Origin of the sequence: Thiopseudomonas denitrificans (genome assembly GCF_002866065.1) — a bacterium.
In the GTDB taxonomy this organism is placed as follows: Bacteria; Pseudomonadota; Gammaproteobacteria; order Pseudomonadales; family Pseudomonadaceae; genus Thiopseudomonas; species Thiopseudomonas denitrificans.
In genome coordinates this window covers 158,621-184,527 of sequence record NZ_LNJZ01000007.1, presented here as the reverse complement: position 1 = coordinate 184,527, position 25,907 = coordinate 158,621, and the positions used below count along the sequence as shown (strand labels likewise).

The 25,907-nt window shown below is 59.3% G+C and carries 29 protein-coding genes; 12 read left to right on the top strand and 17 right to left on the bottom strand.

Annotated features, from left to right (window positions below; all coding sequences use genetic code 11):
- Positions 1-44 precede the first annotated feature (44 nt).
- Entirely contained in the window at positions 45-1,493 is a 1,449-nt protein-coding gene (locus tag AR306_RS06810) for a tryptophanase (RefSeq protein ID WP_101496810.1), read from the top strand.
- A 65-nt stretch (positions 1,494-1,558) separates the two neighbouring features.
- Here the strand turns inward: AR306_RS06810 and AR306_RS06805 are convergent, their stop codons facing one another.
- The 5 genes from AR306_RS06805 to ppsA form a co-directional block, all read right to left on the bottom strand.
- Entirely contained in the window at positions 1,559-3,112 is a 1,554-nt protein-coding gene (locus AR306_RS06805) for a methyl-accepting chemotaxis protein (RefSeq protein WP_101496809.1), read from the bottom strand.
- A 128-nt stretch (positions 3,113-3,240) separates the two neighbouring features.
- On the bottom strand, positions 3,241-3,414 hold the full coding sequence (locus AR306_RS13375; protein WP_166627814.1) for a hypothetical protein: 174 nt from the start codon (positions 3,412-3,414) through the stop codon (positions 3,241-3,243).
- A 3-nt stretch (positions 3,415-3,417) separates the two neighbouring features.
- Positions 3,418-4,512 (bottom strand): YeeE/YedE thiosulfate transporter family protein, encoded by a 1,095-nt coding sequence (locus AR306_RS06800; protein ID WP_101496808.1) that lies wholly within the window; start codon positions 4,510-4,512, stop codon positions 3,418-3,420.
- Positions 4,513-4,515: 3 nt separating this feature from the next.
- Positions 4,516-5,457 carry a sulfurtransferase gene (locus AR306_RS06795; RefSeq protein WP_101496807.1) on the bottom strand — a complete coding sequence of 314 codons (942 nt, stop codon included), beginning with the start codon at positions 5,455-5,457 and terminating at the stop codon, positions 4,516-4,518.
- Positions 5,458-5,628: 171 nt separating this feature from the next.
- On the bottom strand, positions 5,629-7,995 hold the full coding sequence (ppsA, locus tag AR306_RS06790; protein WP_101496806.1) for a phosphoenolpyruvate synthase: 2,367 nt from the start codon (positions 7,993-7,995) through the stop codon (positions 5,629-5,631).
- Positions 7,996-8,219: 224 nt separating this feature from the next.
- Here ppsA and ppsR point away from each other — a divergent pair, with 224 nt between their 5' ends.
- Entirely contained in the window at positions 8,220-9,041 is an 822-nt protein-coding gene (gene ppsR, locus AR306_RS06785; protein ID WP_101496805.1) for a posphoenolpyruvate synthetase regulatory kinase/phosphorylase PpsR, read from the top strand.
- 58 nt (positions 9,042-9,099) lie between these two features.
- On the opposite strand, the gene rnt is transcribed toward ppsR, so the two are convergent.
- Together rnt and pyrC are read right to left on the bottom strand one after the other, a co-directional pair.
- Entirely contained in the window at positions 9,100-9,705 is a 606-nt protein-coding gene (gene rnt / locus AR306_RS06780; RefSeq protein ID WP_240622516.1) for a ribonuclease T, read from the bottom strand.
- An 80-nt stretch (positions 9,706-9,785) separates the two neighbouring features.
- Entirely contained in the window at positions 9,786-10,832 is a 1,047-nt protein-coding gene (gene pyrC / locus AR306_RS06775; protein WP_101496803.1) for a dihydroorotase, read from the bottom strand.
- Positions 10,833-10,966: 134 nt separating this feature from the next.
- Between pyrC and AR306_RS06770 the strand changes: the two genes are divergently transcribed.
- The 6 genes from AR306_RS06770 (at position 10,967) to queE (ending at position 14,683) form a co-directional block, all read left to right on the top strand.
- Positions 10,967-11,863 (top strand): flagellar protein MotY, encoded by an 897-nt coding sequence (locus AR306_RS06770; RefSeq protein WP_240622504.1) that lies wholly within the window; start codon positions 10,967-10,969, stop codon positions 11,861-11,863.
- 104 nt (positions 11,864-11,967) lie between these two features.
- The gene (locus AR306_RS06765) at positions 11,968-12,315 is read left to right on the top strand and encodes a hypothetical protein (protein WP_133539584.1); all 348 of its coding nucleotides are present in this window, start codon (positions 11,968-11,970) and stop codon (positions 12,313-12,315) included.
- 2 nt (positions 12,316-12,317) lie between these two features.
- Positions 12,318-12,767 (top strand): YcgN family cysteine cluster protein, encoded by a 450-nt coding sequence (locus AR306_RS06760; protein WP_101496800.1) that lies wholly within the window; start codon positions 12,318-12,320, stop codon positions 12,765-12,767.
- Positions 12,768-12,942: 175 nt separating this feature from the next.
- Positions 12,943-13,611 carry a 7-cyano-7-deazaguanine synthase QueC gene (gene queC, locus AR306_RS06755; RefSeq protein WP_101496799.1) on the top strand — a complete coding sequence of 223 codons (669 nt, stop codon included), beginning with the start codon at positions 12,943-12,945 and terminating at the stop codon, positions 13,609-13,611.
- 2 nt (positions 13,612-13,613) lie between these two features.
- Positions 13,614-13,970, top strand: a complete 357-nt coding sequence (gene queD, locus AR306_RS06750) for a 6-carboxytetrahydropterin synthase QueD (protein WP_101496798.1) — start codon at positions 13,614-13,616, stop codon at positions 13,968-13,970.
- Positions 13,967-14,683 (top strand): 7-carboxy-7-deazaguanine synthase QueE, encoded by a 717-nt coding sequence (gene queE, locus AR306_RS06745; protein ID WP_101496797.1) that lies wholly within the window; start codon positions 13,967-13,969, stop codon positions 14,681-14,683. Before queD ends, queE begins: the two co-directional genes overlap by 4 nt.
- A 275-nt stretch (positions 14,684-14,958) precedes the next feature.
- Here queE and AR306_RS06740 read toward each other — a convergent pair whose 3' ends face one another.
- The 7 genes from AR306_RS06740 to AR306_RS06710 form a co-directional block, all read right to left on the bottom strand.
- Positions 14,959-16,278, bottom strand: coding sequence for an MATE family efflux transporter (locus AR306_RS06740; protein ID WP_101496796.1), 1,320 nt, complete (start codon positions 16,276-16,278; stop codon positions 14,959-14,961).
- Between the two features lie 101 nt (positions 16,279-16,379).
- Positions 16,380-16,817 (bottom strand): hypothetical protein, encoded by a 438-nt coding sequence (locus AR306_RS06735; RefSeq protein ID WP_166627813.1) that lies wholly within the window; start codon positions 16,815-16,817, stop codon positions 16,380-16,382.
- 40 nt (positions 16,818-16,857) lie between these two features.
- On the bottom strand, positions 16,858-17,436 hold the full coding sequence (locus tag AR306_RS06730) for a DUF488 domain-containing protein (protein WP_101496794.1): 579 nt from the start codon (positions 17,434-17,436) through the stop codon (positions 16,858-16,860).
- A 4-nt stretch (positions 17,437-17,440) separates the two neighbouring features.
- Positions 17,441-17,992, bottom strand: a complete 552-nt coding sequence (locus tag AR306_RS06725; protein WP_101496793.1) for a demethoxyubiquinone hydroxylase family protein — start codon at positions 17,990-17,992, stop codon at positions 17,441-17,443.
- A 257-nt stretch (positions 17,993-18,249) separates the two neighbouring features.
- Positions 18,250-18,600, bottom strand: coding sequence for a hypothetical protein (locus tag AR306_RS06720; protein ID WP_101496792.1), 351 nt, complete (start codon positions 18,598-18,600; stop codon positions 18,250-18,252).
- Positions 18,597-19,034 (bottom strand): phage holin family protein, encoded by a 438-nt coding sequence (locus tag AR306_RS06715; RefSeq protein WP_101496791.1) that lies wholly within the window; start codon positions 19,032-19,034, stop codon positions 18,597-18,599. Before AR306_RS06715 ends, AR306_RS06720 begins: the two co-directional genes overlap by 4 nt.
- A gap of 6 nt (positions 19,035-19,040) precedes the next feature.
- Entirely contained in the window at positions 19,041-19,328 is a 288-nt protein-coding gene (locus AR306_RS06710) for a hypothetical protein (protein ID WP_206167975.1), read from the bottom strand.
- 283 nt (positions 19,329-19,611) lie between these two features.
- Between AR306_RS06710 and AR306_RS06705 the strand changes: the two genes are divergently transcribed.
- The gene (locus tag AR306_RS06705; RefSeq protein WP_101496790.1) at positions 19,612-20,322 is read left to right on the top strand and encodes a hypothetical protein; all 711 of its coding nucleotides are present in this window, start codon (positions 19,612-19,614) and stop codon (positions 20,320-20,322) included.
- An 81-nt stretch (positions 20,323-20,403) separates the two neighbouring features.
- Here AR306_RS06705 and AR306_RS06700 read toward each other — a convergent pair whose 3' ends face one another.
- The 3 genes from AR306_RS06700 to AR306_RS06690 all read right to left on the bottom strand — a co-directional run bounded on the left by AR306_RS06700 (position 20,404) and on the right by AR306_RS06690 (position 23,815).
- Positions 20,404-21,645, bottom strand: a complete 1,242-nt coding sequence (locus AR306_RS06700; RefSeq protein WP_101496789.1) for a saccharopine dehydrogenase family protein — start codon at positions 21,643-21,645, stop codon at positions 20,404-20,406.
- Positions 21,646-21,730: 85 nt separating this feature from the next.
- The gene (nspC, locus tag AR306_RS06695) at positions 21,731-22,837 is read right to left on the bottom strand and encodes a carboxynorspermidine decarboxylase (protein ID WP_101496986.1); all 1,107 of its coding nucleotides are present in this window, start codon (positions 22,835-22,837) and stop codon (positions 21,731-21,733) included.
- 192 nt (positions 22,838-23,029) lie between these two features.
- On the bottom strand, positions 23,030-23,815 hold the full coding sequence (locus AR306_RS06690; RefSeq protein ID WP_146002283.1) for a hypothetical protein: 786 nt from the start codon (positions 23,813-23,815) through the stop codon (positions 23,030-23,032).
- Positions 23,816-24,352: 537 nt separating this feature from the next.
- Here AR306_RS06690 and infC point away from each other — a divergent pair.
- The 3 genes from infC (at position 24,353) to rplT (ending at position 25,541) form a co-directional block, all read left to right on the top strand.
- A complete protein-coding gene (gene infC, locus AR306_RS06685; RefSeq protein ID WP_101496787.1) occupies positions 24,353-24,886 on the top strand; it encodes a translation initiation factor IF-3 in 534 nt (177 codons plus the stop codon).
- A gap of 81 nt (positions 24,887-24,967) precedes the next feature.
- Positions 24,968-25,162: a 50S ribosomal protein L35 gene (gene rpmI, locus AR306_RS06680; RefSeq protein WP_101496786.1), complete on the top strand. Its 195-nt coding sequence runs from the start codon at positions 24,968-24,970 to the stop codon at positions 25,160-25,162.
- A 22-nt stretch (positions 25,163-25,184) separates the two neighbouring features.
- Positions 25,185-25,541, top strand: coding sequence for a 50S ribosomal protein L20 (rplT, locus tag AR306_RS06675; protein ID WP_101496785.1), 357 nt, complete (start codon positions 25,185-25,187; stop codon positions 25,539-25,541).
- The last annotated feature ends 366 nt before the right edge of the window (positions 25,542-25,907 follow it).

The window sequence follows — 25,907 nt, the reverse complement described above, 5'->3', positions numbered from 1 at the left end:
CATCCGGCGAATTGACTTTGTTCCCACACAGGAGAAGTGCCGTCATGGCCAACGTGAAGTTCTTTGGCGGAGAGCCGGTTCCGCTGGAAATGCACAAGGTGCGCATCGTACAGAAGCTCAATCTGCCCCCGATCGAACGTCGTCTGGAGGCCATTACCGAGGCCGGCAACAACACGTTCCTGTTGCGCAATGAGGATGTCTTCATGGACATGCTCACTGACAGTGGTGTCAACGCCATGAGCGACCAGCAGCTGGCGGCGATGATGATCGCCGATGACAGCTATGCCGGCAGCGCCACCTATACCCGTCTGGAGAACAAGCTGAAAGAGATTTTCGGCATGCCGTATTTCCTGCCGGCACACCAGGGCCGTGCCTGCGAGAACATTCTCGGTCAGGTGCTGGTCGCCGAAGGTGCAGTGGTGCCGATGAACTACCACTTCACCACCACCAAGGCGCACATCGTGCTCAATGGCGGTATCGTGGAAGAGCTGGTGGCCGACGCCGGCCTGGAAGTGACCAGCGACATGCCGTTCAAGGGCGACATGGACATCGACAAGCTGCGCCAGTGCATTGACGAGTACGGTGCCGATCGTATCGCTTTTGTACGCATGGAAGCCGGTACCAACCTGATTGGCGGCCAGCCGATCTCGGTGGCCAACCTGGAAGAGATCCGCAAGGTCTGTGACGAGCACGACCTGATGCTGGTGCTGGATGCCAGCCTGCTGCAGGACAACCTGCACTTCAACAAGACCCGTGAAGCCACCTGCAAGGACCTGAGCATCCGCGAGATCACCAGGCGTATCGCCGACCTCTGTGACGTGCTGTATTTTTCTGCACGCAAGCTGGGCAGCGCTCGTGGCGGCGGCATGTGCATTCGCAGCAAGGAGCTGTACGACAAGATGCGCGGCCTGATTCCGCTGTATGAAGGCTTCCTGACCTATGGCGGCATGTCGGTACGCGAAATGGAGGCGATGACCGTGGGGCTGGAAGAGACCATGGACGAGGACGTGATCAGCCAGGGCCCGCTGTTTATTGAGTACATGGTCAACGAGCTGGCCAAGGCCGGCGTGCCGGTGATTACGCCGCCCGGCGGTCTGGGTTGCCACATCAACGCCATGCAGTTTGTCGACCACATTCCGCAATCGCAATACCCGGCTGGTGCGCTGGCGTCTGCGCTATATCTGGTCAGCGGGGCACGGGGTATGGAGCGTGGCACCATTTCCGAGCAGCGCGAGCCGGACGGCAGCGAAACCTTTGCCAACATGGAACTGGTGCGCCTGGCCATGCCGCGCCGGGTGTTCACCCTGTCGCAGGTCAAGTATGTGATTGACCGGGTCATCTGGCTGTATGCCAACCGTCACCTGATTGGCGGGCTGGAGTTCACCGAGGAGCCGGAGATCCTGCGCTTCTTCTATGGCCGCCTGGCGCCGGTTTCCGACTGGCAGCAGAAGCTGCTGGCTCAGTTCCGCAAGGATTTTGGCGACAGCCTCTGATTCTGCCGCAGCAAAAAAAGCCCGTGTGCATGTGAGTGTCCACGGGCTTTTTCATGTCCGGTTACCTAGTGTTCCGGGTGGTAGCCGATACGGAAACCGCCCCAGTGCTTGCCGTTGACATAAATGGGTACTGACAGGTCGTGCATGTGCTCGCCGGTCTCGCGGATGTAGGTCTGCAGCAGCATGGGCTTTTCATGGCTGCCGCAACGGCTGCCGACCTTGTCGTTGAACAGGCGCTTGGTCCGGTTGTTCAGGTAATCCTGTTCGGCGTTGCCGGTCAGCGGCTGGCTGTAAGGCGTGTTGTGGGTAGGGATGTAGCCTTCCGGCGTGATGCTGATGGCGAACACTACCCCGGGATGCTGCAGGACCGGCTCCTGGTATTCGGGCAGGACGGTATCGGTATAGCGGTCGAAGCTGCTGCTGTATTTTTGCGGATGGGTCCCGGCAATGGGGGTCAGTTTGCGGTCGAACAGCTCCTGCTCGCGCAGGGTTCCCTTGGCGATATCGGCAGTGAAACGCTCGCCGATGGCCTGGGCTGCGTTGCGGGCCAGTTCGTAAACCGCCTGGTGGTAATCGGACAGGCTGACTTCCGACAACCGCTCGCTAATGCTTTCGGTCTGGCTTTCTAGCGCGCTGGCGGCCAGGCTCAGTTGCTGGGTCTGGTTGTCACTGACCGACAGGTCCTGGCGCATCTGGGCAACGGCATGAAAGAGTTCGTCCAGACGCTGGCGGTTGCTTTGTGTGCCGGCGGCGATCTGCCCCATTTGCTGTTCGACACTGGTTGCCAGCCCGGTGATGGTGGTCAGCTGCTCACCGGCGTGCTCAGCCAGCCCGACGCTGTCGGTCAGCTCGAGCATCAGCTGTTGCAGCTGGCTGGCGACTTCACTGGTGTGCAGGCGAATGTCATTGACCATGGCTTCCACTTCTTCGGTGGCGCTGGCGGTGCGGCTGGCCAGCGCGCGTACCTCGTCGGCGACCACGGCAAAGCCGCGACCGGCTTCGCCGGCACGGGCGGCTTCAATGGCAGCGTTGAGTGCCAGCAGGTTGGTCTGGCTGGCAATGTTCTGGATCACGGCGGTGACCTGCTGGATTTCTTCACTGCGCTTGCTCAGGCTTTGCACCAGCTCGCCGTTGCTGGTCGCCTGCCGGCCCAGTCGCTGAATGCAGGCAATGGTCTGGTTTAGCCCGTTGAGGCCGGATTCGCTGTTGGCGCGCATCTCACTGGCACTGCCCAGGCCGCTTTCGCTCAGGCGGGCGGTTTCCTCTTCAGTCACGATCATCTGTTCGGCGCCGCTTTCAATCTGGGTTGCGGCGGCTACCAGGGAGTCGAGTTTGCTGCCGAGCTGGATGGCGGCATGACTGACGCCGGCGGCGGTGATGGCATTCTGGCTGGTGGCGTGGGACAGCTCTTGCGCCAGGCGGGTGGTGGTGTTGGCTGTGGCCTGGCTATTGTCGGGGTGGTAGCTTGTGCTGCGGTGTTCCGGCCAGAGTATGGTGATCAGGACAGGCAGCAAAACCAGAGGCGAGAGCCAGGGCGATGTTGCCTGCCATGCCAGCAGCAAAAGCAGACCTAGTGCGAGGATGGTGGCAGATAGAAGGAGAACGCGTCTGGTTGTCATGGCAGGCCTTGCAAGTCAGCGGGTTACGGGATATGAGGTCATTATCGGCCGGCCGCCAGGTAGCCAAATGCAACTTTAGTCTTTACACGGTGATGCTCAATGAAAACCCCTCCGAAGAGGGGCTTTGTTCATTTTCCAAAAGACGCGCAGTGCCCGCCGGATGGCGCCTGGCCAGAGCCCAGGGCAAAGATCGCCGACTCGAGGCGCAGGTTGACCGGTGCCGAATGCAGCCAGTCCCAGACAAAAAAACTGCAGAGCACCAGCCAGAAAGCCAGGATGCGTGTGGTTTTCAGTTGTGCCATGGTTTAGTACCCGTAATATTTGCGGATGCGAACACCCGCCAGTGAACCGATGAAGGCCAGTGCCACCCAGATCCAGCCGTGCAGGCTGCCGGTGGAAATGCCGCTGACCATGGCGCCTACGTTGCAACCGAACGCCAGGCGCGAGCTGTAGCCGAGCAGGAAGCCGGCCACAATGCCTACGATCCACTGGGTGGCATTCAGCTTTGGCTGGCTGTCGTTCTTTTTGCCGGCAAATACCAGCAGCGCTCCGGCCAGAATGCCGAGGCTGGTGATGGTGGTGACATCCAGAAACACCGATTGCTGTAGCGCGGTGGCGTTACTCGATTGGCTCCAGAAGGCGTTGACGGTCGGATCGAACAGGCTGGTGGCCTGGGCGATCTTGGCGCCCCAGAGACCGAAACTGTAGACGATGCCCCAGGGCTGGCCGGCAATCACCAGGTTGAGCACCGCCAGTACCGCCAGCAGCACGGCGCCCAGCAGCAGGCCCTTGCTGAAGGCGGGGCGGGGTGTTGTCGCGCCCTTGCTCCACCAGAAGCACAGGCCGGCAACCACGGCCAGGCCGCCGAAGGTCAGCGCCAGTGCACCGCCCAGGCCGGCGCTGTCGAGCAGGCTAACCGGCTGCATGGCGCCCAGATCGAGCCACCAGCCCAGATGGGCCGAGCCGAGAAAGCTGCCCAGTGCAAAAACCGGCAAGATCGCCATGTTGAGCGGAATGCCCAGGCCGGCCTTGTACAGGGTGCCGGAGCCGCAGCCGTCAGCAATTTGCATGGCGGCACCAAATACCAGTGCGCCGACCAGCAGGCTGATGCCGGGCGCACCCAGTGCGGCACTCAGTTCACCGGGAAACGCGGCCAGCAGGGGCAGGGATATGGCCGCCGCGATGGCCAGCAACAGCAGTTGGGCATAGGCGCCGCTGGCGTCGCGCTGTTCAATCAGGTTGCGCCAGCCGGTGGTAAAACCAAAGCGCAGGCCGGCCAGCACCAGTCCCAGTCCAATGCCGACCACGAACAGCAGGCTCTGGCGGATCGAGACAAACCAGAGCAGGAACAGGGTGAAGACAATCAGGGCCAGTATCAGCCCGCTACGTTGTTTAAGCATGGATCATTGCACCAGTTGTTGAAATTTGGCCTTGATCTGCTGCCAGCGGCCCGGAGTGTTGGCCATCGGCAGGGCAGCAGGGTTTTGCGTCCACTCGGCCATGGAACCGGGATACAGGCGGACATTGTCCAGCCCGGCCAGCTCGGACAGGACAAACCAGTTGGTTGCCGCCCAGTGGCCGGTATTGCAGAATGACAGGGTTTCACCGGCCTCGGTCAGTTGTTGCTCGCGCACCAGCTGGCGGATCTCTGCGGCAGGACGGATGCGGGTGTCGTTGGTATTGAACCACTGCTGGAAGGGCAGGTTGCGGGCACCGGCAATGGTCCCGCCAACCGTGGCGGTAGGTGCCTTGACGGTTCCCTCGAAGAAGGCCGGCGGACGGGAGTCGAGCAGCTGGAAGTCGCCTTGCTGACGGCTGATCTTGTCGAACAGCTCGTCAGTGCCGACAGCCAGTTGTGGCTGCAGCTGGATGCGGGTCAGGCTGGCCGGGAGTTGCCGGGCGGCCTGCTCGGTGCTGCCGGCCTGTCCGGCCAGCCAGTATTTGAAGCCGCCGTTCAGTACGCTGAGGCGCTCAAACCCCAGGTATTTCAGGGTCCAGTACACGCGGGCGGCGGCACCGAAGTCGGTTTCGTCATCGCCGGTCGAATACACCAGGATATGTTGCTCTGGTGTCAGGCCCAGCTCCTGCACCAGTTGCTCGAAGTCATGCGGACTGAGCAATTGGCCGGGATTACTGGCCGGGCCGCGCCAGCGGCCGTAGGGTGCGGAAATGGCACCGGGAATATGCTCTTGCTGGTACAGCTCGGGGCTGCGGATGTCCACGGCTTGCAGCTCGCCATCGGCCAGCAGGGCGGCGGCCTGGTGTGCTTCCAGCAGTGGCTGGGCGAGCAGGCTGCTGCTAGCCAGCAACAGGGAGACAGCCAGAAAACGTATGAATGAAAGCATGGGAACCTCGGCAGCTGTGGATCAGGCGGGGCATTTTTACACAGCTTGCGTGGAATTAAAAATAACTTTTCTATATATATTAAGAATAACGAAAACATGAAAAACCCGGGCACAGGCCCGGGTCTTTCATTGCTGCTGTTACACCACCGGCAACAGCCGGTGATGCATGACTCAGTTGTTTTCCGCGAGGAAGAACCAGGTATCCAGTACCGAGTCGGGGTTGAGCGATACGGTATCGATACCCTCGTCCATCAGCCAGCGGGCCAGATCCGGATGGTCGGACGGACCCTGGCCACAGATGCCGACATACTTGCCGGCCTTGCGGCAGGCCTGGATGGCCATCGACAGCATCTTCTTGACTGCCGGATCGCGCTCGTCAAACAGGTGGGCGATGATGCCGGAATCGCGGTCCAGGCCCAGGGTCAGCTGGGTCATGTCGTTGGAACCGATGGAGAAACCGTCGAAGTACTGCAGGAAATCGTCAGCCAGCAGGGCGTTGGACGGCAGTTCGCACATCATGATCAGGCGCAGGCCGTTCTCGCCACGTTTGAGGCCGAACTCGCCCAGCAGGTCAACCACTTGAGCGGCTTCGCCCGGAGTGCGCACGAATGGAATCATCAGCTCGACGTTGGTCAGGCCCATTTCGTTGCGTACCTTTTTCATGGCACGGCATTCCAGTTCGAAGCAGTCACGGAAGCTGTCGCTGATGTAGCGGGATGCACCACGGAAACCGATCATCGGGTTTTCTTCGTGTGGTTCGAACAGCTTGCCGCCGATCAGGTTGGCATATTCGTTGGACTTGAAGTCGGACATGCGCACGATGACCTTCTTCGGCCAGAATGCGGCGGCCAGGGTGCTGACGCCTTCGGCGATCTTGTCGACATAGAAGTCAACCGGGCTGGCATAGCCGGCCATGCGCTTGCTGATGATGTCTTTCAGGTCGGGAGCCATTTGCTCGAAGTTCAGCAGGGCCTTGGGGTGCACGCCAACCATGCGGTTGATGATGAACTCCAGACGGGCCAGACCGATACCCTCGTTGGGCAGCTGGGCAAAATCGAAGGCACGGTCGGGGTTGCCGACGTTCATCATGATCTTGAAGTCCAGCTCGGGCATCTGGTCGATGGCGTTGGTGCGGATATCGAAGTTCAGGGCACCGTCAAAGACGAAGCCGGTATCGCCTTCAGCACAGGAAACAGTGACCAGCTGGCCGTCTTCCAGTGCTTCGGTGGCATCACCACAACCGACCACGGCAGGAATGCCCAGCTCGCGGGCGATGATGGCGGCGTGACAGGTACGGCCACCACGGTTGGTGACAATGGCACTGGCGCGCTTCATCACCGGCTCCCAGTCGGGGTCGGTCATGTCGGAAACCAGCACGTCACCGGGCTGGACCTTGTCCATGTGGGCGATGTCGTTGATCACGCGCACCGGGCCGGAGCCGATGCGCTGGCCGATGGCACGGCCTTCAACCAGCACCTTGCCTTTTTCATGCAGCTGGTAGCGCTCCATGACGTTGGCGTTGGCACGGCTTTTCACGGTTTCGGGGCGGGCCTGCACGATGTACAGCTTGCCGTCGTCGCCGTCTTTGGCCCACTCGATGTCCATCGGGCAGCCATAGTGTTTCTCGATGATCATGGCCTGCTTGGCCAGCTCGGTGACTTCGGCGTCAGTCAGGGCAAAGCGCTGACGCTCGGCCGGATCGACATCGACGGTCTCGACGGACTTGCCGGCAGTGGCTTCGGCACCGTAGATCATCTTGATCGCCTTGCTGCCCAGGTTGCGGCGCAGCACGGCAGGGCGGCCGGCTTCGAGAGTCGGCTTGTGTACATAGAATTCGTCTGGGTTGACCGCCCCCTGGACCACGGTTTCACCCAGGCCGTAGGAGCCGGTGATGAAGACCACGTCACGGAAACCGGATTCGGTATCCAGGGTGAACATCACGCCGGCAGCGGCGGTTTCGGAACGCACCATGCGCTGTACGCCGGCAGACAGGGCGACCAGACGGTGGTCGAAGCCCTGGTGTACGCGATAGGCGATGGCGCGGTCGTTGAAGAGGGAAGCAAACACTTCCTTGGCGGCACGGATTACGTTGTCCACGCCACGGATGTTGAGGAAGGTTTCCTGCTGGCCGGCAAAGGAGGCGTCCGGCAGGTCTTCGGCGGTGGCGGAGGAGCGCACCGCGACCGCCATGTTGTCGTTGCCCTGGGCCATTTCGGCAAAGGCCTTGCGGATGTCTGCATCCAGCTGGGCAGGGAAATCGGCTTCCATCACCCATTGACGGATCTGGGCACCGGCTTTGGCCAGGGCATTGACGTCATCCACATCAAGGGTGTCGAGCAGCGTGTGAATGCGCTCGTTGAGGTTGTTGTGATCAATGAAATCGCGATAGGCCTGCGAAGTCGTGGCAAAACCACCCGGGACACTAACGCCTGCGCCGGCCAGATTGCTGATCATTTCGCCAAGGGAGGCGTTCTTGCCACCCACCCGCTCGACGTCGTGATTGCCGAGCTTGTCGAGGGAAACTACGTATTCAACCAAGGTGATCTCTCCACGTTTATGTTCATGGGCCTTCTGGCCAGCGCCAGATTTTAGAACAAACAGGAATGATTGTCATGGTCTAGTGTGTGTTTTACCGGGAATGCCGGTTGCCGGTCGCATTTTGGCTAGTTATTGTCACTTGCGGATCAGCCATTGCCGGGTGTCGTGTTATGCTGCCGGCTTTGTGCGTGGTGCCCGAATTATCACTTAGGATTTTTATTGTCATGAAACGTACTGCTCTTTTCATTTCAGATGGAACCGGAATTACGGCCGAGACACTGGGCCAAAGCCTGCTGGCACAGTTTGACGGTGTGGAGTTCCGCTATGTGACCCGCCCTTATGTGGATACGGAAGAAAAGGCACGGGCGCTGGTTGAGGAAATCAACATCATTGCCGGCAACGAGGAGGGGCGCCCGATTGTGGTGGATACCATCATCGATACCCGCATTCGTGACATCCTGGAAGAAGCCAATGCATTCCGGGTGGATATTTTTGCCAGTTATCTGGGGCCGCTGGAAGAGGAACTGGCCATCCGTTCCAGCTATTCTGTCGGCAAGTCCCACTCCATTGCCCACAGCCGCAACTATATGGAGCGTATCGATGCGGTGCATTATGCGCTGGACAACGATGATGGCGGTCGCACCCGTCACTACGACAGTGCCGACATCATCCTGATTGGCGTATCGCGCTGCGGCAAGACACCGACCTGTCTGTACATGGCCATGCAGTACGGCATCCGCGCTGCCAACTATCCGCTGACCGAAGATGACATGGACAACATGCTGCAACTGCCGAAGTCCCTGCAGGAGCATCGCGGCAAGCTGTTCGGCCTGACCATTGATGTCGATCGCCTGGCGGCGATCCGTAACGAACGCAAGCCCAACAGCCGGTATTCCAGCTACGCGCAATGCGAGTACGAAGTGCGCGAAGTGGAAAACCTGTTTGCCCGGGAGAACATCAAGTTCATCAACACCACGCATTTCTCGGTGGAAGAGATTTCCGCCAAGATCCTGGTGGACAAGGGTATCGAACGGCGTTTCAAATAATGCCGAAGTTGTAATGGAAACGCCCGCAATTGCGGGCGTTCCTGTATCCGGAAAACGCTTAGAAGTCGTTCCAGCCGCCCATGGATTTCCAGCGGTTGACGATATCGAAGAACAGCTCGGCAGTTTTCTCGGTATCGTAACGGGCGTTGTGTGCCTCGCGGTTGTCGAACTCGATGCCGGCGGCCTCGCACGCCTTGGCCAGTACCGTCTGACCATAGGCCAGACCGGCCAGGGTTGCGGTGTCAAAGCTGGAAAACGGATGAAACGGGTTGCGTTTGATGCCGCAGCGCTCTGCCGCCGCCTGCACAAAGCCCAGGTCGAAATGGCTGTTGTGTCCGACCAGGATTGCCCGCTTGCAGCCGGCACTTTTCATCGACTTGCGCACACTCTTGAAAATCTCGCCCAGTGCGTGTTCTTCACTGACCGCCATGCGCAAGGGGTGATCCAGTTTGATGCCGGTGAACTCCAGTGCAGCCGGTTCGATATTGGCACCCTCGAACGGCTCGACGCGGAAGAACAGGGTGTGCTCGGCATACAGCAGGCCGCGATCGTCCATGCCGGGAATCACCGCGGCAATTTCCAGCAGGGCATCGGTGGCGTTGTTGAAGCCGCCGGTTTCCACATCAACCACGACTGGCAGATAGCCGCGAAACCGCTGCGCCATGGGTGAGGCCGGTTTGCTTTTGGCTTTTTCCTGGCCGGTTTCGGCGTCTGCGTAGTCATCGTATTCGCTGAAGTCACGAGTCATGCCGGGTTCTCCAGCAGGCGCCACTGCAAGGTATCGCCGGCACAGAGCGGAACCACCTGGTTGTCGCCAAACGGCAGCACGGCAGGCACTTGCCATGGCTCGCGTACCAGTGTCACCGTTTCGGTGTTGCGTGGCAGACCGTAGAAGTCGGCACCAAAATGGCTGGCAAAGGCTTCCAGTTTGTCCAGCGCGTTTTCCTGCTCGAATGCCGCTGCATATAGCTCGATGGCGGCAAAGGCGCTATAACAGCCGGCGCAGCCACAGGCCGCTTCCTTGGTGTGCTGTGCATGTGGTGCCGAGTCGGTGCCGAGGAAAAACTTCGGGTTGCCGCTGGTAGCCGCCTTGAGCAGGGCTTGCTGGTGGACGTTGCGCTTGAGGATCGGCAGGCAATAGAAGTGTGGCTTGATACCGCCGACCAGCATGTGGTTGCGGTTGAACAAAAGGTGGTGCGGCGTGATGGTTGCGGCCACATTGCTGCCGGCAGATTCGACAAACTGCACGGCGTCGGCGGTGGTGATGTGTTCCATGACCACCTTGAGGGTGGGGAAGCGCTGCACCAGGCCGGTCAGCTGATCATCGATGAAGCGCTTTTCACGGTCGAAGATGTCCACCGAGTCGTGGGTGACCTCGCCGTGTACCAGCAGCGGCATGCCGGCTTCGGCCATGGCTGCCAGCGCCGGATAAATATGCTCGAGGGCGGTGACGCCGGAATCGGAGTTGGTGGTAGCGCCAGCCGGGTAGAGCTTGGCAGCGTGCACGAAGCCGCTGGCCTTGGCCGCACGGATATCTTCGGCGCTGGTCTGGTCGGTCAGGTACAGGGTCATCAACGGCTCGAACGAGCGGCCGGCCGGCACCGCATCAAGGATGCGCTGGCGATACTCGCCGGCTTCGACAACATTGCGTGCCGGCGGAACCAGGTTCGGCATGATGATGGCCCGGGCAAACATGCGTGCGGCATCGGCAACCGTATGCTGCAGTACCGCGCCGTCGCGCAAGTGGATGTGCCAGTCGTCGGGGCGAAGAAGGGTCAGGCGATCGGTCATGTTCGGGGGTCCGGTGGCTTGTCTATGGGTTGGCACGGAATCCTACCGTAAAATCGCCGATTTATCATCCTGCCTTCAAGTTTGTCCGCGCGCTGCCGATACGCCGGATACTCAGTTTTGTCGGGAGAATGCACATGCGCCGCTTGTTACTGACCATCGCCATGGCTTGTCCTGTTCTGGCGCATGGCGTGACCTTCCAGGAGCGCATCGAGGATGTCAAATGGACGGTTGAGGGTGACCGTTTCGAATGCCGCCTGACTCAGCCCGTGACCGGCTTTGGCCACGGCGAGTTCGTGCGCCGGGCGGGAGAGAAGCCGGTCTTCCGCATCGTCACCCGTGAGGCCTGGCTGGCGCGTGGTGAGGCAATGCTGTATGCCGCAGCGAGCAACTGGCAGAGCCGCGACAGTGACATGCTGCTGGGCCGCATCCCGGTTACCAATAACGAGCGCTCGGCCCAGTCAAGCCAGGACCAGGCCGGGCGTCTGCTCACCGGTATGCTGGAGGGCCGCTCCCCGGTGGTGCGCCACCGGACCGTATACGGCGACAAGCTTGAGGTGCGCCTGCAACCGGTCAGCGTCAGGGATGCTTACCAGCAATACCTTGATTGTGTAGCCGGCTTGCTGCCGGTCAATTTTGATCAGGCTCATTTCACCCAGGTGCGTTTTGAGGGGGGCGGTTACGAGCTGAACGAACGCAGCATTGCCCATCTGGATATCCTGCTCGACTACATGCGTGAAGATAAAAGCGTCAATCGTATCCGGCTGGACGGCTACTCTGACAGCAGCGGTGACCGCCTGCTTAACCGGGACGTATCGCGCCGGCGTGCGCTGGTGGTGAAGAATTACCTGGTCGCCAACGGTTTTGACGAAGATGCGATTATCGTACGTTTCCACGGTGAGCGTTATCCGGCCAAGCCCAACAACAGTGCGACCAATCGCGCTGCCAACCGGCGCGTCACCATCCAGATGGAGCGGGTAGACGAGCGCTACGCCCTGAGCGAAGAGCAGCTGGAAGAACATCTCGATCTGTAGCCGCAGGTGCCGCTTTTGGCCCGCATCAGGGAGAAATCCCGCAGAGTGCGCTAGAATGCCTGTTTTCAGGCTTGCTGCCGGGAGGCTGCAAGCCGGGCATATCGTTGTGGATGATTATTTGTATGATGCGAACCTGTTTTATGCTGGCGGGCCTGTTGATGGTCGCTCCGGCGTGGAGTTTTCCGTTTGAGGTGTCCGAAAAAATCAAGGGTGTGGACATTGCGGTCGAAACCATGGATCTTGGGGATAATACCGGAGCGGTGAGTCTGGAAAACTACGGTTCAGACGCGGCGCAGTGCAATGTGCGTTTTCGTAGTGGTCCGGGCGTGCCGGTCAGTCGCAATGCGCGAATCGAGCCGGGCCAAAAATCCCATGTCACTGCAGGTTTCAATCATCAGGTGATCCGCATGCGGGTCGATGTGCGTTGTCAGCCGGCAAAGGGAAAGAGGTAGGCATGGCGGCCATTGTTAAACCTTTCTGGGAAAGCAAAACCCTGGAGCAGATGAGCCGGGATGAATGGGAGTCCCTGTGTGACAGCTGTGGCCTGTGCTGCCTGCAAAAGCTGGAAGATGCCGAAGACCCGGACAGCATCTACTACACGCGGATTGCCTGCAAACTGCTGGACCTGGGCACGGCGCGTTGCAGCAATTACCCCGAGCGCAAAAAAATCGTGCCTGACTGTATTCAGCTGCAACCGGGAGACATCACATCCTACGCCTGGTTGCCGCATACCTGTGCCTACCGCCTGCTGGCCGAAGGCAAGCCGTTACCGCCCTGGCATCATCTGGTCTGCGGTGACGAGAACGCGGTGCATGCCGCCGGAATTTCGCAGCTTGGCCGTATGCTGAGCGAGGAAGAAGTACCGGAGGATGACTGGGAAAATCACCTGATTTTCCGTTGTTGACTGTTCCGGCATTGCCGTCCGGCAGCTGGACTGCCCTGTTGGCATCAGCCACGGGCCGGCACAGGGCGGCGAGCCGGTGTTTGCAGGGTCCCGTGCTCTGGCGTTTGTGCTGCTTCGGCGTTAAAATTGCCGCCTACTCGGTCGCAGCCTACCCGAACAAAACAAGGACTCCTGCATGAATACCCTCCTGATCTGCTCCGGCGGACTTGACTCTGTTACGCTTGCCCATCGCCTGCATGCCCACGGCCAGTTGGCGGCATTGCTGTGCTTCGACTATGGCCAGCGCCATAAAAAAGAAATCGACGCCGCCCGCCTGTGCGCACAGCGGCTTGATGTACCCTTTATTCTGCTTGATATCAGCAGCATCGGCCGGCAGCTGTCTGGCTCGGCCCTGACCGGTGATGTCGATGTGCCCCACGGGTTTTATAGCCAGGACAACATGCAGCTGACCGTGGTGCCGAATCGCAATGCCATCATGCTGACCATCGCCTTTGGCGTGGCAGCTGCCCGCAAGCTGGAAGCGGTGGCCATTGCCGTGCATGGTGGCGACCACTTCGTCTATGCCGACTGCCGCCCGGAGTTCATTGATGCCATGGCCGGCATGCAGCGCCTGGCACTGGCGGACCAGCACCAGGTCAGCCTGCTGGCGCCTTATGTCGAGGCGGACAAGACCGCGATCGCCCGTGATGCCGCCCGTTATGACGTGCCCATTGCCGATACCTGGTCCTGTTATGAGGGCGGCGAGCTGCACTGCGGCCGCTGCGCCACCTGCCTTGAGCGGATCGAGGCGCTGGCGCTGGCCGGCGTCAACGACCCGACCCGCTATGCGCACGGGGAGGGCTGAGCATGTACCGGATCAGCAAGGAATTTCATTTCAGCGCATCACACCAGCTGGTGAACATGCCGGCGGGACACCCCTGTGCCCGTCTGCATGGCCATAACTATGTGGTGCGGCTGGAACTGGCCAGCGAGGAGCTGGACCAATACGGTTTTGTTGTGGACTACACCGCACTCAAAGCGTTCAAGGACTATATCGACGATGCGTTCGATCATCGTCATCTCAACGAGGTACTGGATAGCGACCTGCCAACGGCAGAGTTGCTGGCCAGACATCTGCATGACTGGGCCAAAGCCCGCTGGCCGCAGGTGTGTGCGGTGGCTGTGTCGGAAACGCCGAAAACCTGGGCCCGTTACCAGCCATGATCCTGATCAGCGAGATTTTCGGACCCACGGTCCAGGGCGAGGGTGCACTGATCGGCATGCCGACGGTATTCGTGCGCACCGGCGGCTGTGATTTCCGCTGCAACTGGTGTGACACTTTGTACGCGGTGGAACCCCAATTCAAGACGCAGTGGCAGGCCATGGATGCCGCCGCCATCATGCAGCGGGTTAACCAGCTCAGTGGTGGTGTGCCGCTGCTGATCACCCTGTCGGGCGGCAACCCGGCCCTGCAGCCGCTCGCTCCGCTGTTGCAGCTGGGCAAACAGCAGGGCTATCGTTTTGCCATGGAGACCCAGGCCAGCAAGGTCCAGCCATGGTTCGCTCAGCTGGATTATCTGACGCTCAGTCCCAAGCCGCCTTCGTCCGGCATGCATTTCTCTGCCGGGCGCCTGCGTGAGTGCGTACAGGCGGCAGGCGAAGACACGCAAGTGCAGTTAAAACTGGTGGTGGCCGACGAGCAGGATTATCAATGGGCCAGGCAGCTGGCTGCGGACTTTGCACAGCTGCCACTGTGCCTGCAACCCTGTAACCTGCAGGCTGCCACCCCGCAGCAGCCGGAGCGCATGACCGATCTGGAACAGCTCAATGCCGGCTATCGCTGGCTGGTGCAGCGTATCAGCGAGGATCGCTGGTTTGACGTCCGGATACTGCCGCAACTTCACGTGCTGGTGTGGAACAACGAGCGTGGCGTCTGAACGGCCCGGGCTGATGGCTGACAAGCATCTATGCACAGTCGCTGTCAAGCCTTTGCGTGGCTTGATAATTATATTCAGCAAGTGAGCCTGCCTTTCTTTATTGCTTGTAACTCATTGAGTTACCTTGCTAATTTTTATCTGATCGTTTTTTGGACAATTCGTGGAGAGCCGCAGGCAGCCGTGCCCTGGCGCCATCTATCAGCAACTCGTGCACAGAGTTATCCACAGCTGTTGTGGGTAAGCCCGGGGCGGCCTGCCCGTTGTGAAAGACCGCCTTAATAGCCGGGCTGTGTGGCCCGGCTGTGATGGCGCCAGACCAGCGCCATCAGCAGGCCGCGGGTCAGCATCATGGCATTCATCGCCAGCCACAGACCGTGGTTGCCCAATGGCAGGCTGAGCCACCAGACCAGAAAGAACATCGCCACCGCCACCAGCATGGTGTTGCGCATCTCATGGGCCCGGGTGGCGCCGACAAACACGCCATCAAGCCAGAAGCCCAGGCTGGCGGTAAAGGGCAGGGCCAGCATCCAGGGCAGGTAGTGGCGGGCTTCATGACGGACGCTTGCCAGGTCGGTCAACAGGTTGATCAGCGGTGCGCCCAGCAGCAAGAAGCCGACAAAAGCGCCCAGTGCAATATAGATCGACCACAGGCCGGTAGCCTTGACCGAGCTGTGCAGTGCCGGGGTGTCTTTGGCGCCGACCGCTTCGCCCACCAGCGCTTCGGCGGCATTGGCAAAGCCGTCAAGCAGATTGCTCAGGATTAGTAGAAAGGCGATCAGCACGGCATTGGCGGCCAGGGTGGTGTCGCCGAAGCGTGCGCCCTGCGCGGTGAAAAAGAAGAACACGCTGAGCAAGGCCAAGCTGCGGATGAACAGGTCACGGTTGACCGCCACCAGCTGCAGCATGGGCTTCAGACGCAGCAGCCCCAGCTCAAGCGCCTCACGACGGGCCTGCGGACTGAACTCGCCGCGCAGCCAGTACAGCGCGGCGACCAGCCCCAGATAATCGGCAGTGGCGCTGGCAGCGGCCACACCGCGCACATCGAAATTCCAGATATGGACCAGGCTGTAGCTGAGTACCGCATTGCAGCTGTGCATCAGCAGGGTCATCTTGAACGGCACGCGGGTTTGCTGTACGCCAATGGCAAAGCCGATCAGGGCAAAGTTGGCGAGTGCTGCCGGCGCGCCGAGAATGCGGATATTGATGTACTGCGCCGCCAGTGTCTGCACCTCTTCACTGCCGCCGAGCAACAGCAGCCCCAGGTCACGCAGCCAGGGGTTTACGGCAATCAGCAGGCTGCCCAGTACCAATGCCAGCAGCAGGGCTCGGCAGATGACGATCAGGGTTGACTGCGTACCGCCGCGGGCCTGGGCGACAAAGCCGGTGGTACCCATGCGCAGGAAGTTGAAAGAGAAGTACAGGAACATGAAATAGTTGCCGCCCATCGCCACCGCCGCCAGATAGCGCGGCGAGTCCAGGTGACCGACCACGGCGGTATTGACCAGGCTCAGCAGCGGGGCTGTCAGGTTGGATAGCAACAGTGGCCAGGCCAGCATCCAGATTCGGCGGTTCAAACCGGGAGTTACAGCGTTCATCCAGATTGGGTCCATGCAAAAGGCAGGTATTGTCACCCATCAACCGGTGATAAGCCAGAAAGCCGGTCAGCCAGCACCGTGGACGAATCAGGCCGGGCGGTTTATTCCCAGCTCATGTCCAGCAATTTCCAGTCCTTGCCGGCCAGCTGCCAGGTGGTGCTGACACGGTAGAGTTCGGCCCGCTCGGGAATCAGTCCCTGGGCTCCACTGATGCCGACCTGTGCGCTGCAGTGCCCGCGATCATAAAACCCCTTGTCCAGCCCGCATTGACGATTGACGACCAGCACACCGATATTCTTGTAGCGCAGAAACAGCGCCAGCATCTGCTGGTGGGCCGATTGCCGGTCCAGTCCGTGGCTGGTGCTGAAATCCTGATGCAGCAATTGCATCACGGACTTGGGCTGACGCTGTGAGATGCCCTGTTCAAGAGCACTGGCTGCGGCCTCCAGTGCCGAGCCCGGGTCCTGCTTGCCACAGCCAGGCAACCAGGTGGCCAGCAGCAGTGGAGCCAGCAGTGAAAAAACGTTACGTACATGCATGGTATGCTTCATCATCATCCGGGAGGGGACCAGCATACCGTTAATGGCTGACTTTTGCCGGGTAGGTGAGGCTTCCGTCCGGGCTGATGCGGGCAAACGCTGTCAGCTGCGCCTGTTCTGTCCTGTTGCCCACGATGTGCAGCACGGTCTGACCAGCGGCCAGCAGGTGATCGCTGATGATGCGCCGGTGACAACGCCACCAGACGGCTTCAGCACAGAGGATGGCCACCCGCTGCTGCCGGCCAAGTTCCAGCAAGCCGGCAAAGGCACTGGCAAACTCCGGCTGCAGGCTATAGTCGGCATAGTGGTGAAAACTCTGGTTGATCCAGCCGGCGTTGACGGCCGGGTCAACCGGTTGCCGGCCACGGCGGCCGGCGAGACCGGTCAGGTGACGGTAGCCGATGCCGGCAGCCGCCAGTGCCTGACGTAGCGGCTCCTGATTGAACTGCGGATAGCGGGTGGAGCCGGGCAAGCGGCGTACATCAGCCACGCAGCCAATGGCAGCATCGTGCAGTAATGCCAGAAATGCATCCAGCGCCAGGGTGGAATGCCCCAGCGTATAAAACACCGAACCCGGCGGACTCGGGCCGGATTCGGCCTGCTGCGGAACGGTCGTCATGGGCTCAGGCACGGTCCAGCCAGTCCGACAGTTCGTCGGCGTGCTCTTCTTCATCGGTCAGGATTTCCTGCAGCAGCCGGGTTGTGGTCGGGTCCTTGTCGCCGATGACCTGGATCATTTGCCTGTAGACCTCCACCGCGACCCGTTCGGCCACCAGGTTGGCGCGGATCATGCTGTCCAGGTCGGTGGAGTCATCATAGTCGGCATGACTGCGGGCATGGAATCCGGCCGGATCAAGCAGGGGCTCGCCGCCAAGCTGGACGATACGTGCAGCAAGCCGGTCGGCATGGCTCATCTCTTCGTTGGCATGCACCAGGAATTCATCGGCAATCGGGGTTGAGGTCAGGCCGCTGGCGGTGAAGTAGTGGCGCTTGTAGCGCAGCACGCACACCCACTCGGTTGCCAGGGCGTCGTTCAGCAGGGCGCAAATCTCTTTCGCGTAGGGCAGGATGCCGGGTGTGACGGCACCTTCCTTGAGATGGCTGGTTTCGGCAGCGCGGCGGATCGCCGCTTCGTCGAGGGTCAGGGGGGCGGGGTTGTGGTGTGACTGGCTCATGATGATCTCCCGGTGGTGGCAGGTTGCAGGCGCGGGCGGGGTGTGTCCGGTCGGCAGGAACGATACGAATTTGGCGAGAAAGGGGGGTTGCAGGGGCTTGCCGGAGCGGTATGAGGGTTCCAGCTATGCCGGGTACGCCGCCGGGTATGACAGTGATGAAACGAAGCTGCGTAATAAAGCATGGTGGCCTCCGTTATGACGGCGAGGGTGAATCCGGTGCTGTATATACGTATTTTGCAGCAGGGCGCCGCTGGCGCTCAGTGTGCGGCGGGTGGTTGCTCGCCACGGGTTGTCGGGGTGGCAGGGGCCGGCGTTGGGGATGCCTGTGGTGCCCGCAGCTGTTGCCATGCCGGCAACACCGTGTTCAGGATGGAAAGCAGGTTGCCGAGGGTTCTGGCATTGGGCAGGGTGCCGTGTGGCAGCTGCCCGGCTTTGAGTATACCAGCGGTAAATCCGCCAAGGATACCTGCTGTCAATATTCGCATCGGGCTTGTCGACTGACGGACGGTCTCCTGCAAATTCTCTGCCTGCTGCCGTGTGCTGTCCAGCTGGCTGGCCAACCGCGCCCTGGCCTGGATGACGCGCTGCCGGCAGGCATCGTGACTCATTGCCTTGCCTCCGTTTCGGTGTTGGCTTTTGTCACCAGTTGGCGCAGGGCGTCGCGACTGTGGCGAAAACCCAGATCCGGCAGCAGTCGCCGTGCCAGCAGCAGGCAGATCAGGGTGCCGGAGAGCAGTAACAAGGCCGTCAGCAAGGCTGCAAGCCAGCCGGGGCAGCCCAGTGCAAGCAACCCGCCAATCAGGGCGGCCAGCAGGCACAGCCAGGCGGAGCCTGCCAGAGCCAGCGTCACCAGCGCGTACAACCCCAGGCGCAGCAGGGTGCTGCGGGACAGCGCCAGCTCGGCGCGGAACAGCTCGCTGTGTGCCTGCCAGAGGGCGGCCAGCTGGCGACCCAGCCCGGTTCCTTCGTCGAGTATGCGCCGTGCTGCCTCGTCGAGGGGCAAGGGCTCCGCGCGCTGCGGGTCGTTATCCGGGGTGTGCATGTCGTATCAGCGGCGTGTCAGCCGGGCCAGTACCCATCCGGCAGCAAATGCCACGCCAAACGCGGCAACCGGGTGCTTGCGGATCAGCCCCTGTGCCTCGCAGAGCATGTCGCGCCCCTTGTCGAGCAGCTCGTCCATCTCGGCACCAGCGGCGGTGCGGGCTTCGGCTGCCGCCTTGCAGCCGGCACTGGCAGCGTCTTTCAGATGCTCTTTGGCCTCTTGCAGGTGTTCCATGGTGTCCTCGGCCACCGCTTCGGTCGTGGTACCCTTGTCTGATTTGGTTTGAGTTGCCATGATTTATTCCTCGGGTGGGTGCCTGTGATGAATCAGTTCGTGATTGCCAGCATGACATGAAATGTTGCCTGATGCATGGGCAGTAACAGGATATTTGATTGAAAACCCGGGGTGAAGGTTCATTTTCGGCGAAAAGCGGTCGGCAGCCGTCTGCAAGAAATTGAAACCACGGAAAGTACAGATGCTACCTTGGTTAAATGCCAAACCAACAGGAGAGACCGTATTCTCCAGGCTCTTTGTAGCGTCAGCCCTGTCTGTTTATCGAATTGTTTAAGGAAGAATAATGCGCTCAATCATTCTGCTTATTGCCTGCCTGGTTTTTTTGACAGGCTGCATGTTGCACCGCCACTATGATGAAACCTTGTCAGAAGTGTACGTTTCTCCTGATTACAAGAAGCTTCTGGTTACGGGCGGTAGCAAGCGAAGCTATGAACTGGACATCCCTGACCCGCTGGCAGCGGCAATGCAGTCACCTCTGAAAGAAGGGATAAGCCTTTTGTTTCCGTATCCTTCCGCAGCGTTTCATATCAATGAAGATGGAACACTGGAAGGTCATTTCAATCTGATTCTGGCCGATTCATTCTTTCAGGAGCGTGAGGATTTGATACAGGAAGCCGAAAACCTTGGCTTTTTTCATGGCAGAAAGTACTGGATGAAGGGGCGTATCGAAATAGCGAAAGATGGTGAGGGCATGATGCGTTATGCCGGCTGGACAGATGCCGATGCCGAGAAGTATACGACGGTTCTGGACAGCGTTTATTATTTGCCGATCAGCATGACGGGCAGGAAACTGCTTAACGGCGTGCCTGAAGATATGCAGAGTGCTGATTATCAGGCACTGGACCGTCGTTATAGTGTTTCGGTAGTGGACAGTCACAACAAGAAGGTCAGTTTGCTGGGTCCTGCTGCTGTAGTGACGGGGGGAGCAGCCTGTGCTTATGCCTTGCCCGTGTGTATTGCTGCGTCATTGCCGATGATGGGGCTCAGGCCGTAACCGGCAGGCTTTTCATCTGATGCGGACTGGCTAAAAACCGCAGCCTGATATCTCAGGCTGCGGTTTCTTTGAGGCTGGGTATTACTCGAAAGTCAGCGGACGCTCGCCTTGCTCGTCACGGATGCTGGTGGGCAGCCCGATTTTATTGAGCAGGTTGAGGAACGGGCGCGGGTCGAGTTCTTCGACGTTGACCATGCGCTCGACATCCCACTGGCCATCGGCTACCAGCAGGGCAGCAGCCACTGCAGGTACGCCGGCGGTATAGGAAATGCCCTGAGTGCCGACTTCCTTGTAGGCCGCTTCGTGGCAGGCGACGTTGTAGATGAATACTTCGCGTTCCTGGCCGTCTTTCTGGCCCTTGACCAGATCACCGATGCAGGTGTTGCCGGTATAGCCGGCGGCCAGGCTGTTCGGGTCGGGCAATACGGCCTTGACCACCTTCAGCGGCACTACTTCCAGCCCTTCGGCGGTCTTCACCGGTTGTTCGGACAGCAGGCCCAGGTTGTTCAGCACGTTGAACACGTTGATGTAGTGATCGCCAAAGCCCATCCAGAAGCGGATGTTGGGCACATTGAGGTTCTTCGACAGCGAGTGGATCTCGTCGTGGCCGGTCAGGTAGCTGGTGCGCTCGCCCACCACCGGCAGGTCATCGGTGCGACTGACCTCGAACATCTTGTTCTGCGTCCACTGGCTGTTCTGCCAGGTCCAGACGCGGCCGGTAAACTCGCGGAAGTTGATTTCCGGGTCGAAGTTGGTGGCGAAATAACGGCCGTGATCACCGCCGTTGATGTCGATGATGTCAATGGAGTCGATTTTATCGAAGTAATGGTTGGCGGCCAGTGCGGCATAGGCATTGACCACGCCCGGGTCAAAACCTGCACCGAGAATGGCGGTAACTTTGGCATCGGCGCACTCTTGCAGGCGCTTCCACTCGTAGTTGCCATACCAGGGCGGATTTTCACAGATCTTGGCCGGGTCTTCGTGAATGGCGGTGTCGATATAGGCCGCGCCGGTTTCGATACAGGCGCTCATCACCGACATGTTGAGAAAAGCGGAGCCAACGTTAATAACAATTTGTGCCTTGGTTGCACGGATCAGTTCGGCTGTGGCGGCCACATCCAGCGCGTCCAGCTTGTAACAATGCAATTTTGCAGGTTGTTGCCAGGCTTGTTTGTCCTCCACGCTGGCAGCAATGGCTTCACACTTGGCTAGCGTGCGTGAAGCGATGGAAATCTCACCCAAAACCACGTTGTTTTGCGCACATTTGTGTGCGACTACCTGTGCAACACCCCCTGCACCAATTATTAAAACGTTTTTCTTCATTTACATTGTGACTCCACGTCAAGTTGAACCATTGCTTGAACACTGCAGGGCAGGCCAGCGTTCAACAGGTTCCCGGGTTAGGGGCTCAGGAGAGCCCATCGACAAAGTCGCCGTAGCCAAACTCCTTGATGAGCTCGATACGGCCATCCAGTTGCTTTACAGCAATTGACGGCATTTTCACGCCGTTGAACCAGTTTTTCTTCACCATGGTGTAGCCGGCCGCATCCTGGAAGGACAGGCGGTCGCCAATCTGCAGCGGACGCTCGAAGCGGAATTCGCCAAAGATGTCACCGGCCAGGCAGGACTTGCCACACACCATGTATTCATGCTCGCCGGCATCGGGCGCCAGCTTGGCGGTTTCGCGGTAAATCAGCAGATCCAGCATGTGTGCCTCGATGGACGAGTCGACGATCGCCAGATGCTTGCCGTTGAACAGGGTGTCCAGCACCGTGACTTCCAGTGTGGTGCTGTTGGTGATTGCGGCTTCGCCAGGCTCCAGATACACCTGCACGCCGTAGGTTTCGGCAAACGTCTTGAGGCGGGCACAGAACTTGTCCAGCGGGTAATCCTTGCCGGTAAAGTGGATGCCGCCGCCAAGGCTGATCCATTCGACCCTGTGGAACAGGTGGCCGAACTTGTTTTCGATGGTGGTCAGAATCTGGTCAAAGCGTTCGAAACTGGCGTTCTCGCAGTTGTTGTGCAGCATGAAGCCGGACACCTGATCCAGTACAGCCTCGATTTTGACCGGATCATGCTCGCCCAGCCGGCTGTGTGGGCGGGCCGGATCGGCCAGCGGGAATTCGGAGGTGCTCAGGCCCGGGTTGATGCGCAGGCCACGCACATGTTCTTTTGATGCTTCAGCAAAGCGCTGCAACTGGCTGATTGAATTGAAGATGATCTTGTCACTGTTAGCCAGTACTTCAGAGATTTCATCATCGGCATAGGCCACGCTGTAGGCATGGGTTTCGCCGCCGAATTTCTCGTAACCCAGCTTGACCTCGTACAGCGAGGACGAGGTGGTACCGTCCATGTATTCGCGCATCAGGTCGAATACCGACCAGGTGGCAAAGCACTTGAGCGCCAGCAGGGTCTTTGCGCCGGAATGCTCGCGCACGTAGGCCATCTTCTCCATGTTGCGCAGCAACAGGGCTTTGTCGATAAGATAGTAGGGTGTTTGCAGGGATTCTGACATGGCGCCAATTTTCAAAGAGTCAAAAAGCGCGATTATATAACCTAAAGCTGCTCAATGGCAGTGACGGGGCAAGGTTTTTCCGGTTTTTTTATTGCAGGACAGGCCTGGCTGCGACACTGATGTTGTGCGAGCAGGGCTGGGGTGGCGGACCCTGTCTGCATGGACGCGCCTGCGTGAAGCAAGGATCGCTGCTCAGGCTTGGATGTCAACCAGTCCGCCGGGGCTGGTATCCGCTGCACCAGTGCCTGCCGGCATGTCAGCGATGTTGCCGGGCAAGTCCATGCCGCCCCGGGATAGCTCCTTGTCTAGCTGCTCAAGTTCGCGCTCGGCGTCGGCCACAAGCTTTCGTGACTCCTTGTCGTCGCTGTTCTGGTGTTTGATTTTCAGCAGGGTGAGGGTTTCCTTGAGGAGCTTTCTGGCTTCGGCAAGTACGCTGCGCAGCGCTTTGTCATCATCGTCATCTTCTCTCTGTGTGCCGGGCAGGCGCAGTTTGCCGGAGCTGGACGGGTTCTCTTTTTCATTTTGCCCGGCCGCGAGCGCCATCTGTCCGGCCTCGGCTTGTGCTGAGAGGGCGGCTGCTTCCGGGATTTCTGGTTGTGGCCCGCCCTGCGTGGATTCCAGCCCCGCAAGGGCTGATTCGACAGACGCAACGGGCTCCGCTGCAGCAGAGCTGGCAGCTGTTGTCATGCCCTCCGCGTCGGGGGTGGTGCTGGCGCCATTCTGTGCAGTAAAGGAAAGAGAGGGCAGGGCTACGACGCTGCGGCTGCCATCGCCCAGCTGCTTGCCCAGTGCAGCCAGCTCCTTGGCGATCTGTTTTAGCTCCTGTGCCAACATTTTGTAGTCGCCTGGCGGCAGCTTGGCCATGACCGACTTGAGGGTTTCCAGACGTTGCTTGAGCAAGGCGGCGCGCTGGGTTGCCAGTTTTTTGGGAGAAGTGCTTTTCTTTGTTTCCTGCAGCTTTGCAATGCCGGCTTCCATGTCCTGCATGCGCTTTTTCTGGCGTTCATGCAAAACCTGGCCGGCACTGCTGCCCTGCCTGCTCTGGTTGTCATCAGGCGGCCGGTTTGTGGCTGTTGGCAGGCGGAGAAAGCTGGCGTGAAAAGAGCGGGTGCTGATCTGCATGGTCGAGGGCCCGGTATGGAGGTCATTGCCTATGTATCGGGTTGTGGGCGGCAAGCTTGAATCGGAGCTTTTACGGTGTCCGGTGGGGTAGCTTGCGATGAGTGTGTTTGCAGCTGGTGGCGAATGCCGGAAACGGGAAGTGGCGGGTAAAAGCGCAATTAAAAACTGTGGCGGCTATCGTTCCTGCTTGAGTAGTCCGTTGTTTATGTATAGAATCCGCGAGTCAAGTTTTAACAAGACACTTTGCTTGCTGCTGCAAGTTGGCAAGGTGTAACAAGAACAAGGCATTGCAGTTGCCAATGGATGTCGCCCGGACAAGGGCTGACAGATACGAAAGAAAGCTGCAATGAATTCGGCGCAAGCCACATCCTGAGAGGAATCATCAAACGAGATATGAGACAAGACAGACGTTCAGCCCCCAAGGCACCGATTAATGAAAACATTACCGCCCGTGAAGTTCGCCTGATTGGCGCCGACGGAGAACAAGTCGGGATCGTCTCGATTGACGAAGCACTGGCCGCTGCCGAAGAGGCCAAGCTGGATCTGGTTGAGATTTCTCCGGATGCACAACCACCGGTCTGCCGCATCATGGATTACGGCAAGCACCTGTTTGAAAAGAAAAAACAACAGGCGCAGGCTCGCAAGAACCAGAAGCAGATCCAGGTGAAAGAAGTCAAGTTTCGCCCAGGGACGGACGTAGGGGATTATCAGGTAAAACTACGCAACCTGATACGTTTCCTTGAAGACGGGGACAAGGCCAAGGTTTCCTTGCGATTCCGCGGCCGCGAGATGGCTCACCAGGAGCTGGGCATGGAACTGTTGAAGCAGGTCGAAAACGACCTCGCCGAATACGGCACCGTTGAACAGCATCCGAAAATGGAAGGACGCCAACTGATCATGGTCATCGCCCCCAAAAAGAAAAAGTGACCCCAACAGGCTGCTTGCAGCCCGGGCATTGACAGGCCCCAAGGTCGCTGTTGTTTATACCTTTGAATGCGGAGTTCAAACATGTCAAAAATGAAAACCAAAAGCGGTGCCAAGAAGCGCTTCAAGGCTACGGCCAACGGCTTCAAGCACAAGCACGCTTTCAAGAGCCACATCCTGACCAAGATGACCACCAAGCGTAAGCGTCAGCTGCGCGGTTGCAGCCAGGTGCATCCTTCCGATGTCGCCAACGTTGAACGCATGTTGCGTGTTCGTTAATCCAGGTCGAGGAGAATAGAGAATGGCTCGAGTAAAACGTGGTGTACAGGCACGTGCCCGTCACAAAAAAGTTCTGAAACTGGCTAAAGGTTACTACGGTGCGCGTTCACGCGTATTCCGCGTAGCCAAACAAGCCGTGATCAAGGCCGGTCAGTACGCTTACCGTGACCGTCGTCAGCGCAAGCGTCAGTTCCGCGCTCTGTGGATTGCACGTATCAACGCTGGTGCCCGTGTCAACGGCCTGTCCTACAGCCGTTTCATTGCAGGCCTGAAAAAGGCTTCCATTGAAATCGACCGCAAGGTTCTGGCTGATCTGGCAGTGAACGAAAAAGCAGCATTCGCCGCCATTGTCGAGAAAGCCAAAGCCTCCCTGGCCTAAGGTCTTTCCGGCGATATCGCTGAATAGCTTGATAAGGGAAGGGCCTAGGCTCTTCCCTTATTTTGTTTTAGCCCCCTCACTTTCCCCACCCTTGCAGCGCGGTTATCGCTAGTTGCTAAAGGAAAGATGAAGGCGGCACAGGATTTATAGCGGCATAGGGGTGCAGGTGGAGCAGGGCCTTGTCGTCAAGGCAGTTTTTTGTTCCCGACAAAAACTGCATTTCCGCCATCCGTGGCGGTCAGATGCGACATGGAGCTTACAGGGACGTACTTGCAGCGACCCTGCGGAACCTGCACCCCTATGCCGCAAACACCGTACCAAGCAAAAAACCAGAGCTGCTTGCAAAGAACAAGACAGAGCGCTTTG